Source organism: Amycolatopsis marina (genome assembly GCF_900111885.1).
GTDB lineage: Bacteria > Actinomycetota > Actinomycetes > Mycobacteriales > Pseudonocardiaceae > Amycolatopsis > Amycolatopsis marina.
The window spans coordinates 21662-35840 of the sequence record NZ_FOKG01000013.1; the positions used below are offsets into that span (position 1 = coordinate 21662).

A 14179-nucleotide genomic window follows, 5' to 3' on the forward strand; every position below is an offset into this window, starting at 1 on the left:
TACGGAAGCCGCCAGTCAGGTGACATACGCAAGTAGCGTGTGACCCGACGATGTCGTCGAACGAGGAGTGCTGTGACCGGCCCGCTGAGCACACTGATCCTTGCTGCGGGTGAGGGCACCCGCATGCGTTCCGCCACGCCCAAGGTGCTGCACCCCATCGCGGGGAGACCGCTGGTCGAGCACGCCGTGCGCGCCGCTGCCGGTCTCGACCCCGATCACCTGGTCGTGGTCGTCGGGCACGGCAGGGACGCGGTGCGGGGGCACCTCGACACCGTGAGCAAGGCACTCGACCGCTCGGTGGGGACCGCGGTTCAGGAGAGCCAGAACGGAACCGGGCACGCCGTCTCCTGCGCATTGGCCGAGTTGCCCGCCGACCTCACGGGGACCGTGCTGGTCAGCTACGGCGACGTTCCGCTGCTGGACACCGAGACCCTGGCCGCGTTGCTGGCCGAGCACCGGCAGGGCGGCAACGCTGTCACCGTGCTCACCGCCGTTCTCGCCGACCCGTCCGGCTACGGGCGGATCCTGCGCGACGGCGACGGCAAGGTCACCGGCATCGTCGAACAGAAGGACGCCAGCGAAGAGCAACTGGCCGTCACCGAGATCAACTCCGGGGTGTACGCCTTCGACGCCACGGTGCTCGCCGACGGCCTGTCCCGGCTTTCGACCGACAACGCCCAGGGCGAGCTGTACCTGACCGACGTGCTCGGCATCGCGCGTGCCGACGGCAGGCCGGTCGGCGCCCTGGTGGTGGACGACCCCTGGCTCACCGAGGGCGTCAACGACCGGGTTCAGCTCGCCACGCTGGGCGCCGAACTCAACCGGCGGATCGTGCGCCGGTGGCAGCGCGAAGGGGTCACCGTCACCGATCCGGCGACGACCTGGCTGGGTGCCGACGTGAAGCTGGCCCGCGATGTCGTACTCGCTCCGGGAGTCCAGCTGCACGGCGCGACGACCGTCGGCGAGGGCGCCCACATCGGTCCGGACTCCACGCTCACCGACGTGACCGTCGGGGAGGGCGCGACCGTCGTTCGCACGCATGGCTCGGACTCCGTCCTCGCGGCCGGAGCCAAGGTCGGACCGTTCGCCTACCTGCGGCCAGGCACCCGGTTGGGGGAGAACGGAAAGATCGGCACCTTCGTGGAGACCAAGAACGCCGACATCGGGCCGGGCTCCAAGGTGCCGCACCTCACCTACGTGGGGGACGCCACGATCGGCGAGCGAAGCAACATCGGATGCTCCAGTGTGTTCGTCAACTACGACGGCGTGAACAAGCACCACACCACCATCGGCTCCCATGTGCGGCTCGGCTCGGACAACATGCTCGTCGCCCCGGTGACGGTCGGCGACGGCGCATACAGCGGTGCCGGCACGGTGATCAGGCGTAACGTTCCGCCAGGGGCGCTCGCGGTGTCCGGGGCGCCGCAGCGCAACATCGAAGACTGGGTCGTCCGGCGCAGGCCGGGCACCCCCGCAGCCGAGGCGGCCGAGGCCGCTCGTGCCGTGGAGCAGGAAAAGAACGCGCAGGATCCAGCAGCACACGACGGGGAGTCGCCAGCATGAGCCCGAAGTCCGGTACGCCGCAGAAGAACCTGATGCTCTTCTCCGGTCGCGCACACCCGGAGCTGGCCGAGGAAGTGGCCAAGCATCTCGATGTCACGATCACCCCGCAGACACTGCACAACTTCGCCAACGGCGAGATCTTCGTGCGGTTCCAGGAGTCGGTGCGTGGCACCGACGCTTTCGTGTTGCAGAGCCACACCACACCCATCAACGAGTGGGTGATGGAGCAACTGATCATGGTGGACGCGCTCAAGCGCGCGAGCGCCAAGCGGATCACCGTGATCATGCCGTTCTACCCGTACGCGCGGCAGGACAAGAAGCACAAGGGCCGGGAACCGATCTCGGCACGGCTGATCGCGGACCTGTTCAAGACAGCGGGCGCGGACCGGATCATGACGGTCGACCTGCACACCGCGCAGATCCAGGGCTTCTTCGACGGCCCCGTCGACCACCTGCTGGCGCAGAACGTGCTCGCCGAGCACATCAAGGAGACCTACGGCAACTCCGACATCACGGTCGTCTCCCCCGACTCCGGGCGAGTGCGGCTGGCGGAGAAGTGGGCGCAGCAGCTCGGTGACCGGCCGATCGCGTTCATCCACAAGACTCGGGACCCGGACAAGCCGAACGAAGCGGTCGCCAACCGCGTGGTCGGCAAGGTCAAGGACCGGCTCTGTGTACTGGTCGACGACATGATCGACACCGGCGGCACGATCGTGAAGGCCACCGAGGCGCTGCTCGAGGAGGGTGCGTCGGACGTGGTGATCGCGTCGACGCACGGCATCCTGTCGGACCCCGCGACGGAGCGGCTGTCGAACTGCAAGGCGCGCGAGGTGATCATCACCAACACGCTGCCGATCCCCGAGGACAAGCGATTCCCCTCGATGACCGTCCTCTCGATCGCCCCGCTGCTGGCCCGCGCGATCGAGGCGGTGTTCGAGGACGGCTCGGTGACGAGCCTGTTCGACGGTAGCGCCTGAGGCGGCAACGAAACCGGCACCGCACGACAACCGTCCGCCGAAGGCGCCGCACGCATCCCGGGACACGCTTTACGTCCCGGGATGCGTGCAGCGCACTTTCCCGGGAAAGTGCGAGGCCTATCGAGGTCGACACCTTGATCCAGGGCACTTTCCCGGGAAAGTGCGACGCATTCCCGGGCAGGCCGCTACGCGGGCGCACTGGTAGTTTCGCCCCGGCCGCGACAACAGAAACGGCTGCATTAGACTGTGCAGGTTGTCTCGGCGAGGCGGGCTCCAGCGCACGCGGTGCCCGACGTAATCGACGCGGCGGCTTGAGTAGCCACGCGCCCGTGCACGCCGGAACTCGCCGCCGAACAGCCAGTAGCACACCGCCTGATCCCCACCGCAAGGAGAGCAAGACCGTGTCCGAGGTACGTCTGACCGTCGAGCCGCGCACCGAGTTCGGCAAGGGCGCCGCGCGTCGTACGCGCCGTGCCGGCAAGATCCCTGCGGTGCTCTACGGCCACGGCGCCGACCCGCGGCACCTGGCACTGCCCGCCGTCGACTTCGCCCGCGTCATCAGGGAGAACGGCAACAACGCCGTGCTGACCCTCGATGTCGCCGGTGCCGCGGCGAAGGCCGAGAAGGGCACTGAACTCGCCCTTACCAAGACCATCACCGTGCACCCGCTGAAGAACTACATCGAGCACGTCGACCTGCTCGTGGTCAACCGCGGCGAGAAGGTCACCGTCGAGGTGCCCATCACGCTCGTCGGCAACGCCGCCTCCGGCACCCTGGTGCACCAGGACCTCGACACCATTCAGGTCGAGGTCGAGGCGCAGGACATCCCCGACCACCTCGAGGTCTCGATCGAGGGCGCCGAGGCAGGCACCCAGATCCTCGCCGCGGGCGTGCTGCTGCCCAAGGGCGCCAGCCTGGCCACCGACCCCGAGTACCTGGTCGTCGCCGTCAACGAGGCGCCTTCCGAGGCGTCCATGGAGGCCGACGTCGACACCGAGGGTGCGGGCGTGGTCGAGGACCAGCCCGAGGCCGAGAGCGCGTCCGAGTAACCAGTTCATGGAGCAAGATCTGCCGGGGGCCGGCGAGCAGGTACTGCTCGCCGGCCTCGGCAATCCCGGCCCCCGCTATGCGGGCAACCGGCACAACGTCGGATTCCTTGTGCTCGACGAACTCGCCGGCCGGATCGGCGGGAAGTTCAAGGCGCACAAGGCAGGCGCGGACGTGCTCGAAGGACACCTCGCGGGCCGCAAGGTCGTGCTCGCGAAGCCGCGCTCGTTCATGAACCTCTCCGGTGGCCCTGTCGCCGGTACCGCACGCTTCTTCAAGGTGGACCGCTCCGGTGTCGTCGTGGTGCACGACGAACTGGATCTCCCTTACGGCGCACTGAAACTGAAGCTCGGCGGTGGCGACAACGGCCACAACGGCCTGCGCTCGATCACCAAGTCGTTGGGTGGCAAGGACTACTATCGCGTCCGCTTCGGCGTCGACCGTCCGCCCGGCCGGATGGACCCGGCGGACTACGTCCTGAAGGACTTCTCGACGGTGGAGCGACGCGAACTGGCACTCAACGTCGATCGCTGCGCGGACGCGGTCGAAGCGCTCGTGGGCTCCGGACTGACGGCGGCGCAGAACCAGTTCCACGCGGGCTGAGCCGACTCCGGCGGGGAGACGTACGTCACCCTCACAACGGTATCGCCTGTCACAGAGCGTTTCCCCTGACTCACCCAAAGGCGTTGGATGACGCACCTGTTCGAGTCGACGGGTGCCCCGGGGACTGGCGCCACCCCCACTCTCAGGGCTAGGACGGAATACGGGACACGCACCCGAGCTGAGCCCAGGAGAGAGTTCAACGATGTCGTTTACCGCTGACGACGCCGCGCGCGTCGAGTTCGGCAACGCCCCAATCGGCCGTCGTGGCTACGCCAAGGACGACGTCGACGGATTCGTCCTGCGCATCGCGCGAACTCTCGCCGGGGAGGATGACCTGACCGCGGCCGAGGTACACCACGTCGAGTTCGGCAGGCCGATCATCGGCAAGCGCGGTTACGACGAGCGACAGGTGGACGAGTTCCTGGACGAAGTCGAGACCGAGCTGCTCAACCGCAGCGGACTGCACCCCACGGGCCACCAAGTGCCCGAGGCTCGGCAGCACGACCAGGCCACCGCGCCCGGCCGTTGGCGGCAACCGCGTGTCCCTGCCTCGTTGCACGAAACGGAACACCGGTAGGCCATCCGAAGCCAGACAACTTCATTTGCGGGAGCAGCAATGGCAGTGACCGCCGAAGACGTGCACAACGTTCGGTTCGACCGCGCTCCGCTCGGCAGTCGCGGGTACAACGAGATCGAGGTGGACGATTTCCTGGACAGAGTGGCCGCGACCCTCGACGGCGAGGACGAGGTCACCGCCGCGGACGTGCACGGTGTCGCGTTCAGCAAGGCACCGCTGGGCAAACGCGGATACGACCAGGCTTCGGTCGACGACTTCCTGCGCAGGGTGGAAAGCACGCTGGTAGCGAAGGTTCCCGCCGACGCGGCCCTGCACGCGCCCTACATCGCCCCCGCGCTCGAACACAGCCACGCACGCAAACCACTGTGGCGGCGCGGGCGCGGTTAGCTAGTGGCCCGTGCGGGTTCGTCGATCGCGCGCTTCTCAGACGCGACCAGCTACTCGGCCTTGGCCCCGGAAGCGATGCGGTCGGCATACAGTTCGGCCGTCGCGGCGCGCCGGACCTTGCCGGAGGGCGTCTTGGGCAGGTTCCCCGGCCCGAGCACCACCACGGCGTAAGGCCGCGCGTCCACAGCCGACCTGACCCTGGCAGCGACCTCCTTTGCCAGTGCCCGCTCGGTGTCGGCGTCACCGGCCAGTTTCGACTCGAGTACGACGGCGAAGCGCTCCCGCTTGGTGCCCGCGTCCAGCCGGACGGCCACGGCGTTGCCCGCGCGCACGCCGTCCACCGACATGGCCGCGCGTTCGATGTCTGTCGGGTAGATGTTGCGCCCGCCCATGATGATGACGTCCTTGGCCCGGCCGCAGATCACGATCTGCCCGTCCACCAGGTACCCGAGGTCACCGGTCGCCAGCCAGCCTTCGGCGTCCTGGGTGTCCAGCGGACCGTTGACGGTCAGGTATCCCGGCGTGACAGCCTCGCCGCGCAGCCGGATCTCGCCGACCTCGCGCTCCCCGAGGCGTTTACCGTGCTCGTCGACGATCTGTGCCTCCAGCCCGGGCAGCGGCCTGCCGAGCAGTGCGAATGCGCGCACCTGATCCGTGCCCCTGCGCGGATCGTCCTCGGCGACAGGGACCGCCCTGTTCTCGCTCTCCAGGGCAGCGGCATCCACGACGTCGAGGGTGAGACCGCTGTTCAGCGGCACGAACGAGACGGCGAGCGTCGTCTCGGCCATGCCGTAGGCCGGGAACACCGACTCGGGAGACAACTTGAACCGGGCACCCGCCTCGGTGAACGTCTGCACGGCGGTCTCGTCGATGGGCTCCGCCCCGTTCAGCGCAATCCGCAGGCTGGACAGGTCGTAGGCGTCGTCGTCCTCGACCCGGGCGAGCCGCCTGCCGACGATGGCGTAGGCGAAGTTGGGCGCCGCGGTCGCGGTGGCGCCGTACTTGCTGATGAGCTTCGGCCAGATCAGCGGGCCCGAGAGGAACTCGACCGGGGTCACCTTGACCAGCTCGACGCCGAAGGTCATGGGCACTGTCAGGAAGCCGACCATGCCCATGTCGTGGAAGGTCGGCAGCCAGGACACCATCACGTCGGTGTCGAACTCGAACTCCGCGGCCTCGACCATGGCGCTGATGTTCGAGAACAGGTTGCGGTGGGTGATCCGGACGGCCTTCGGCTCGGCCGTGGAGCCGCTGGTCAGCTGCAGCAGCGCGGTCGACTCCTCGTCGACCTCGACCGGCTGCGCCAGCGGTTCCGACCCGAGCAGGTCGTCGATCATCCGGAAGCCGATGCCGCGCTCGGTGAGCACCGGCGCGAGCTGGTCGAAGGGCTCGCCCAACAACACCAGCTCGGAGCCGATCATGCGGAGCACCTGCACGGTGTCCTCGGCCCACTCGGCGAGATCGGTGCGCTGCGTGGGCTGGTGCAGCATCGTGACACTGCCGCCGGCCAGCCAGGTGCCCTGCACGGTCGGCGCGATCAGCGCGGGCGCGGCGGCCAGCACGGCGACGGAACTGCCCGGGGTGAGGCCGTGTTCGACCAAACCGCCCGCCACCCTGCGGGCCTGCTCGTGCACCTCAGCCCAGGTGCGGCGAACGGGCTCGTTCGGCTCACCGGTGACCATGCCGCGCTGCTGACCGTCCCCGGTCGCGGAGGCGACCATCGTGTCCACGAACCGACTCATGGCGTCACCTTATCCACACGCCGATCGGAAGTTCGCGTCACTCCACCGCTTCGGAGATCTCCAGCCATCTCGACTCGACATCGTCCTTTTCCGCGCGCACCGACTTGAGCTCGGTGTTCAGCTCCATCAGCCGTTGCGGATCCGTCGCGGCGGCGGCAAGCGCGTCGTGCAGCTTGGTCTCCTTGCCGTCCAGCACACCGAGCCTGCGTTCCAGTTTGGCGAGTTCCTTGCTGGCGGCCCTGCGCTCGGCCGCACTGGCCTTCGCCGCCGAACCCTTGCCGGTGCCCGCGGGAGCCCCGGCCTGGGCCTGGTGGACGTCCCGGCGAGCCAGGTACTGCTCGATGCCACCGGGAAGGTGGGTGATGTGCCGGTCGCCGAGCAGGCCGACCACGGTGTCACACACTCGCTCGATCAGATACCGGTCGTGCGAGACGACCACGAGGGTGCCAGGCCAGGAGTCAAGCAGATCCTCTAGTTGTTGCAGGGTGTCGATGTCCAGGTCGTTCGTCGGCTCGTCGAGTAGCAGCACGTTCGGCTCGGCCATCAGCAGCCGCACGAGTTGCAGGCGTCTGCGCTCGCCGCCGGAGAGGTCCTCGACCGGCGTCCACTGCCGCGCGGGCGGGAAGCCGAGCTTCTCCGCCAGTTGCGACGCGGACAGCTCCTGCTTGCCGAGCACCACCCTGGCCGCGACATCCTCGACCGCTTGCAGTACCCGCATCTGACCGGGCAGATCGTCGAGTTCCTGGCGCAGGTGGGCGAGGCGCACGGTCAGCCCCTGCTTCCGCCTACCCGCCTCCGGTTCCCGCTCCCCGGCCAGCAGGCGCAGGAGCGTGCTCTTGCCCGACCCGTTCACACCGACGAGCCCGACCCGCTCACCGGGACCGATACGCCAGGTCTCCGATTCCAGCAGCGTGCGGTCCCCGACCGTGAGGGTGATGTCCTCCAGCTCGATGACGGTCTTGCCGAGCCTGCGCCTGGCGAACGACAGCAGCTCGACGGAGTCCCGCGGCGGGGGCACGTCGGAGATCAGGGCCTCGGCCGCCTCGATGCGATAGCGCGGCTTCGAGGTGCGCGCCTTCGCCCCGCGCTGGAGCCAGGCCAGCTCCTTGCGGGCGAGGTTGCGCCGCTTCTCCTCCAGGGTCGCGGCCAGCCGCGCCCGCTCAACCCTGGCGAACACCCAGTCCGCGTAGCCGCCCTCGTACTGCTCGACCTTGCCGCCGACGACCTCCCACGTCCGCCCGCAGACGGTGTCGAGGAACCAGCGATCGTGCGTGACGACCACGACCGCGATCCTGCGGGCGAGCAGGTGGTCGGCGAGCCAGCGCACACCTTCGATGTCGAGATGGTTGGTGGGCTCGTCGAGTACGACGAGGTCGAGTTCGGCCACCAGCGCGGCGGCCAGCGCCACCCGCCTGCGCTCCCCACCGGACAGCGAACCCGTCGGATTGTCCAGTCCGAGCGCGGAAATGCCCAGTCCGTCCACGATAGACCGCACTCGGGCATCGGCGGCCCACTCGTGTTCCGCACCGAACTCGGCCAGCACGACCTCGCCCACGGTGCTGCCCTCCGGCAGCTCGGTGCGCTGGGTGACGACCGCCATGCGCAGTCCGTTCACCCGGCTCACCCGGCCGGAGTCCGCGGGTGCGACCCCCGCGAGCACCTCGAGCAGTGTTGTCTTGCCGCCGCCGTTGAGACCGACGACACCAATCCGGTCGCCCTCGGCGACACCGAGCGAGACGCCGTCGAGCAGTGGGCGCACCCCGTAGGACTTGCTCACGGACTCCAGGTTGACCAGGTTGACCATCGTCTCAGCTGAACCTCTCCACGACTTCGAAACGTACTGCGACTACGGGGGTTGAATCGTCCACGCTGAACCCAGGATCGCCGAGGGCAGCGCGCATCTCGTCGCTGTGCCAGAACTCCTCGTGTCCGGCGCGCCATTGGGCCACGCTGGTGTAACCCTCACCCTCGCCGATCGCGTGCTGTATGTCTACTTCGGACAACGGGACCACGTGAACCTCGGTCGTCTCGATCACCGCGACCCCCGCGCCCGCCGAGTCGATCACCCGTTCCCGCTCACCGACTCGTGGCAGCGGCTCACGATAGTGCTCGTACTCGGCCAGCAGCCCGGTTGTCGACGTCTTCTCGCCGCTCAGCACAGCCGCGACCAGGCGGTCCCGCAGCGGCCCTGGGAAGGCGAACTCGGCATCCCGCATGTCACTCACGCTGTTCCAATCGGTCGTGGGCTTCTCGGCGGCTCGTCACCGTTGACGACCCTGGCGCCGGGCACCGGCCCGTGTGCGACGCGCACCGTGCGGCACACGCCCGCACCGGCGAGTTCGGCCGCCACCGACAACGCCGCCTGGCCGTCCATGCAGAGGAACGCGCAGGTCGGCCCCGACCCGGAGACGATGCCGGCGAGCGCGCCCGCGTTCACCCCCGCCCGCAGGGTGCGGCGCAGTCCGGGCCGCAGCGACACCGCGGCGGCTTGCAGGTCGTTGCCCAGCAGCAGTGCGAGCTGGTTGGGATCGCCGGAGGCCAGCGCCTCGACAACGGGCGCGTGCGATCCGACACGCGGCGGGTCGCCGGCCTCGCGAAGGCGGTCGAGCTCCCCGAAGACCCGCGGCGTCGAGAGGCCCTTGTGGTCGAAGGCCAGTACCCAGTGGAACGTGTGCCGGGACAGCACCGGGACGAGTTGCTCACCCCTGCCGGTGCCCAGCGCGGTGCCGCCGTACAGCGCGAACGGCACGTCGCTGCCGAGCTTCGCGGCGACCCCGGCGAGTTCGTCGCGGGTGATGTCCAGCCGCCACAGCGCGGCCAGCCCGACGAGCGTCGCGGCGGCGTCGGCGCTGCCGCCCGCCATTCCGCCCGCGACCGGGATGCCCTTGCGCAGCACCACGCGGACCTTCGGTTCCTCGGCGGGTTTGTCGCAGTAGGCTGCCAGCGCCTGCACCGCACGCCAGGCGAGGTTGTTGGCGCCGGTCGGCACCACGTCCTCCCCTTCGCCGTACACCTCGACGCCCGAGTCCTCGGCCGCGGCGACGGTGACCTCGTCGGTCAACGAGAGGGCGTGGAAAACGGTGTTCAGCTCGTGGAAGCCGTCCTTGCGCAGATCCCCGACCGAAAGATGCAGGTTGATCTTCGACGGAACCCGGACCGTGACGGGAGGCGGGACGACTGCGAGCACGTGACCAGCCTACGTGCCCACATACCGTCACCGTCTGAGGCTGGGCACACTCGGCGGTTATGTCACTTTCCCGGGAAAGTGACATCCTTGCGTGCGCACGTATGTCACTTTCCCGGGAAAGTGCGCTTCGTCGTCCCCAGCCGCTGTTCCTACGCGGCGGCGATCCCCTGGGGGCCGAGTCCCTGCTGCGTGACATGGCCACCACGCTCGGCGATCCAGGCAAGGGCGGCGTCCGCCCGCTCGCCACGCAGGCCGAGCCGGAACCGCGCGACCGGTGTGTCACCCACGCGCGTCAGCCCGCCGCCGATGGTCGCGAGTTCGATACCGAAGCGGGTGGTGGCCTCGGGCAGCAGCGCGCCGACCGTGGCGAACCCGATCAACACCACGTCCGCCGTGCGGTCGTAGGCCGCGGCCTGCGTCCTGGTGGTCTCGATGGCAGGCAGCAGCGCCTGCGCGGTCCTGCTCGCGGGGTCGGACAGCAACGAGAGCACGTTGCCGCTCTCCACCAGCGACCCCTGCTCCAGCAGCGCGATGTCGTCGCACAGCTTGCGGGCAACCGCCGCGTCGGGTGTGGTCACCAGCACGGTCACACCGAGTTCGGCCCTGGCCCGGTCGAGCACCGCCAGCACCGCGCCCGACTCCTCGGGCTCCACTCCGGCGGTGGGATCGTCGGCCAGCAGCACGGAAGGGCCGGTCGCCAGCGCCCGTGCCACCGCGATCCGTCTGCGCTGTCCCGGGGTCAGGTCAGCAGGGTGCTGCCCCGCGCGCCTGGTCAGGCCGACCAGGTCGAGCAGCGTGCCGACCTTCCTGCGTCGCTGTGGCCCGTCCAGGCCGAGCAGTTCGAGGGGCGCCGCGACGTTACCCGCCACAGTGCGCTCGCCGTGCAGCTCGGCACGCTGTGGGAGGACACCGAGTTGTCGACGGGCCTCACGCAGGCGCCTGCCGTCGAGCGAACCGGTGTTGAGCCCGTCGAACCGGACGACGCCACGGTCCGGGCGCTCCTGCAGCGCGACGCAGCGGGCAAGGGTCGACTTCCCCGATCCCGATGGACCGACGACGCCGAACAGGGAACCCGCACCGACATCGATGCTCACGTCGTGCAACGCACGCACCGGTTCGTCCGCGCCGGGGAAGGTCTTGCTGAGGTTTTCAACGGTGATCACAACTGCTCCAAAGCCAGGTACGCCATGGCGGCGCGCTACCACGTCGGGTGCGCTGCCACCTCGAATAGACCGTCCGCAATGGACAGTCAGCGAAGACGAGAAAAGGATCAGACGGAGGCGGTGTGGCTTCGACACGCACTCACGGTGCGGCGGCCTTCATCGACTACTCGGCGTCTGGTCAACATTCGGGACCTGTACACGGATTCCTCCATCGGTCCTGGCGGTAGCACCTGCCCGGGCTCGGGTGGTTGCTGCGGCGTCGGCGAGCCAGGTCTCTCAGCCGCTCGGGATGGATGCCCTTTGAGTAGACCCGAAACGGACGTCACAGCGCAAGTCTGTTGACTCAAATCACACTGCTGGAGGGATCCTTCATGGGGCGCGTGTGCAGAACGCACACCCGTGTCCATGGGATGCACACGCCTGTCCGCGAATCGCGAACTCAGCGGGCCGCGGCTATTCGGGCGAAGTCCTCGACCGTGAGTTGCTCGCCCCTCGTGCGAGGGTCGATGCCCGCGGCGACCAGGATGCGCTCAGCGTTCGCGGCGGAGCCCGCCCAACCGGCCAGTGCGGCACGCAGCGTCTTGCGCCGCTGTGCGAACGCGGCGTCGACCGCGGCGAAGACGGCCGCGCGGTCGCCCTCCGGTACGGCATCGCCGCGCTCGAACGACACCAGCGCGGAGTCGACGTTGGGGACCGGCCAGAACACCGAGCGCGGAACGGGCGCGACCTTGCGTGCCTGCCCGTACCAGGCCAGTTTGACGCTGGGGACGCCGTAGGTGCGGCTACCGGGCCCCGCCGCCATCCGGTCGGCCACCTCGGTCTGCACCATCACCAGGCCGCGAACGAGCGAGGGCAGTTCGGCCAGCAGGCCGAGCACCACGGGCACCGCCACGTTGTACGGGAGATTGGCGACCAGCGCCGTCGGCAGCTCCGGCAGATCCGCGGCGCGCAACCGGAGCGCGTCCGCGGGGAGCACGGTCAGCCGGTCGGCCACGCCGGGTGCGTGCTCACGTGCTGTCGCGGGCAGCCGGTCCGCCAGCACGGTGTCGATCTCGACGGCCACGACGCGCGAGCCCGCGTCCAGCAGCCCGAGGGTGAGCGAGCCCAGTCCGGGGCCGACCTCCAGCACCACGTCGTCATCGCCGACGCCGGCCAGTTCCACGATGCGCCGCACCGTGTTCGGGTCGTGCACGAAGTTCTGCCCGAGCTTCTTGGTCGGCCGGACATCCAGCTCGGCCGCCAGCCTGCGGATCTCGGCAGGGCCGAGCAGGGTGGTCGCCGACGGTTCACTCACCGGGCAACCATAGCCACCCAGGTCATGCCGTCGATCAGAGGCCGAGCTTGCTGGAGCAGTGCGGCCAGGCGCCGTACCCGCCACGGTCGTCGCGCAGCTTGGTGGCGATGGCGATCTGCTGCTCCCGGCTGGCCTGGTGCGGGTACGCGGCGTATTGGTCGCCGCCGTAGGCGTCCCAGGTGCCCTTGTCGAACTGCAGCCCGCCGTAGTAGCCGTTGCCGGTGTTGATGGCCCAGTTGCCGGTGGACTCACACTGGGCGAGCCGGTCCCAGACCGCGCCGTCGGAGATGACCGGCTGTTCGGGCTCCTTGGTGCCGACCCGGACGACCTTGGGCTCGGCCTCCTTGACGACCTTGGCGGAGAGCTCCTCGCGGGCAACTTCCTTGTCGTTCTTCTTGGTGATCCGGTAGGTGACGATCTGCTCGCCCGGAACACCCTCCTCCTCGACCTTCTCCTCGCCGACGAGCATCGAGGAGTCCTCGATCTCCTCGACCGGAGGCTCGATCTCCTCGGTCTCGTTGATCACCGAGACGCCGGTGCGACTGATATGCACATCGGCGCCGTCGAGCAGCTTGAAGTCCAGCCCACCCTCGGCCTTGTCCTCGGCGCCGAGCGTCAGGTTCAGCTCGGCGAGCAGCTCCTCCGTGGTCACCGCCGTGGTGGTGAGCTGCTTCGGCTCGTTCCCGCCGTCGAAGAGGGTGATGTTCTTCAGTGTCTTGACGTGCAGGGTCATGCCGTCGAGGGGCACCTCACCGTCGGGGGCCGTGGAGAACCACGTGCCCTCCTTGACCAGGTCCTGCAGACCGAGCTGGCCGAGCGCCTCACCGACAGTGGTGGCACGCACCCACGACTCGCGCGGGGTGCCGTCCACGATGAGGTTGAGCTGACGCCCGCGCTCGAGTTTGATGACCCCGCCGTCACCGACGGCGGTCTGCGGGGAGGGGGAAAGCGCGTCGTGCGCGCCGACCGAGAGGCCCGCGTCCTGGAGCACCTCGCCGACGGTGTCGCCGAAGCTGCGCACCGTCTGCTGCTGACCGTCGACGTCGACGGTCACGCTCTTGTTCATCGCGAGCGCGGCGGCGCCGCCACCGGTCAGCGTGATGAGAACGGCAAGGATCGTGCCCTTGAGGAAGCGCTTCTTCCAGGTCCTGGTCGCGGCCAGCAGGCCGGACTCGACGGGCTCCTCATCCTCGGCGGCCAGCCCGCGTCCTGACCTGTCCTCGCTCGCCTCGTCCGGTACGACGATGGCGGGCAGCATGGTGGTCTCGGCGTTGATCAGCCGGATCAGTTCGTCGACGTCGATGTCGGCCTCGGCCATGAGGTCGTCGGCCTGGGGGCCCAGCGCGGTGAAGACGTCCTGCGGCGTGACCCGGGGGTCCGGCGAGTAGTCGAAGTAGTCGAAGCCGGCTGAGCCGCCGTCAGGGCGCTCGAGAGTCGCGACACCTGCAGCGTGCGATGCGTCGGGGCGCGCGTCTGCTCGCCTGGAACTACCAGTCACTGGGTCGATCCCTTTCACAAAGAGGCCGTTGCCTTCATCCCGGCGCGCAGGTTCGCACGCACCGGACCTTCGGGCTCCCGCAGCCAGCGCCATCCCTCGTGACCCCGGAAAGTTCCCGGCGCCACTTCCCCGACGTGCACC

13 protein-coding genes and 1 riboswitch are annotated in these 14179 nt (G+C 69.0%); of the genes, 6 read left to right on the forward strand and 7 right to left on the reverse strand.

All coding sequences use genetic code 11. From position 1 onward, the window contains the following. Positions 1-72: 72 nt before the first annotated feature. The 6 genes from glmU to BM199_RS20770 all read left to right on the forward strand — a co-directional run bounded on the left by glmU (position 73) and on the right by BM199_RS20770 (position 5154). On the forward strand, positions 73-1563 hold the full coding sequence (gene glmU / locus BM199_RS20745; RefSeq protein ID WP_091674956.1) for a bifunctional UDP-N-acetylglucosamine diphosphorylase/glucosamine-1-phosphate N-acetyltransferase GlmU: 1491 nt from the start codon (positions 73-75) through the stop codon (positions 1561-1563). Next, complete coding sequence (locus BM199_RS20750) at positions 1560-2540, forward strand: ribose-phosphate diphosphokinase (RefSeq protein ID WP_091674957.1); 981 nt, start codon at positions 1560-1562, stop codon at positions 2538-2540. Before glmU ends, BM199_RS20750 begins: the two co-directional genes overlap by 4 nt. Before the next feature lie 401 nt (positions 2541-2941). Then, positions 2942-3589 (forward strand): 50S ribosomal protein L25/general stress protein Ctc, encoded by a 648-nt coding sequence (locus BM199_RS20755; RefSeq protein ID WP_091674958.1) that lies wholly within the window; start codon positions 2942-2944, stop codon positions 3587-3589. A 7-nt stretch (positions 3590-3596) separates the two neighbouring features. Beyond that, on the forward strand, positions 3597-4190 hold the full coding sequence (gene pth, locus BM199_RS20760; RefSeq protein WP_091674959.1) for an aminoacyl-tRNA hydrolase: 594 nt from the start codon (positions 3597-3599) through the stop codon (positions 4188-4190). A gap of 202 nt (positions 4191-4392) precedes the next feature. Next, positions 4393-4767, forward strand: coding sequence for a DivIVA domain-containing protein (locus BM199_RS20765; protein WP_091674960.1), 375 nt, complete (start codon positions 4393-4395; stop codon positions 4765-4767). Between the two features lie 39 nt (positions 4768-4806). Beyond that, positions 4807-5154: a DivIVA domain-containing protein gene (locus BM199_RS20770; RefSeq protein ID WP_091674961.1), complete on the forward strand. Its 348-nt coding sequence runs from the start codon at positions 4807-4809 to the stop codon at positions 5152-5154. A gap of 50 nt (positions 5155-5204) precedes the next feature. On the opposite strand, the gene BM199_RS20775 is transcribed toward BM199_RS20770, so the two are convergent. From BM199_RS20775 to BM199_RS20805, 7 genes are all read right to left on the reverse strand, one after another. Then, positions 5205-6896 (reverse strand): fatty acyl-AMP ligase, encoded by a 1692-nt coding sequence (locus BM199_RS20775; protein WP_091674962.1) that lies wholly within the window; start codon positions 6894-6896, stop codon positions 5205-5207. 37 nt (positions 6897-6933) lie between these two features. Further along, a complete protein-coding gene (locus BM199_RS20780) occupies positions 6934-8700 on the reverse strand; it encodes an ABC-F family ATP-binding cassette domain-containing protein (protein WP_091674963.1) in 1767 nt (588 codons plus the stop codon). A gap of 4 nt (positions 8701-8704) precedes the next feature. Then, the gene (locus BM199_RS20785; protein WP_091675118.1) at positions 8705-9112 is read right to left on the reverse strand and encodes an ASCH domain-containing protein; all 408 of its coding nucleotides are present in this window, start codon (positions 9110-9112) and stop codon (positions 8705-8707) included. Positions 9113-9117: 5 nt separating this feature from the next. After that, positions 9118-10083 (reverse strand): 4-(cytidine 5'-diphospho)-2-C-methyl-D-erythritol kinase, encoded by a 966-nt coding sequence (locus BM199_RS20790; RefSeq protein ID WP_091674964.1) that lies wholly within the window; start codon positions 10081-10083, stop codon positions 9118-9120. 149 nt (positions 10084-10232) lie between these two features. Then, positions 10233-11246, reverse strand: coding sequence for a methionine ABC transporter ATP-binding protein (locus BM199_RS20795; protein WP_091674965.1), 1014 nt, complete (start codon positions 11244-11246; stop codon positions 10233-10235). A gap of 205 nt (positions 11247-11451) precedes the next feature. Then, a riboswitch (SAM riboswitch) is annotated at positions 11452-11542 on the reverse strand. A 143-nt stretch (positions 11543-11685) separates the two neighbouring features. Continuing rightward, positions 11686-12540: a 16S rRNA (adenine(1518)-N(6)/adenine(1519)-N(6))-dimethyltransferase RsmA gene (gene rsmA / locus BM199_RS20800; protein ID WP_177242714.1), complete on the reverse strand. Its 855-nt coding sequence runs from the start codon at positions 12538-12540 to the stop codon at positions 11686-11688. Between the two features lie 34 nt (positions 12541-12574). Beyond that, the gene (locus BM199_RS20805; protein ID WP_245788489.1) at positions 12575-14038 is read right to left on the reverse strand and encodes a resuscitation-promoting factor; all 1464 of its coding nucleotides are present in this window, start codon (positions 14036-14038) and stop codon (positions 12575-12577) included. Positions 14039-14179 lie beyond the last annotated feature (141 nt).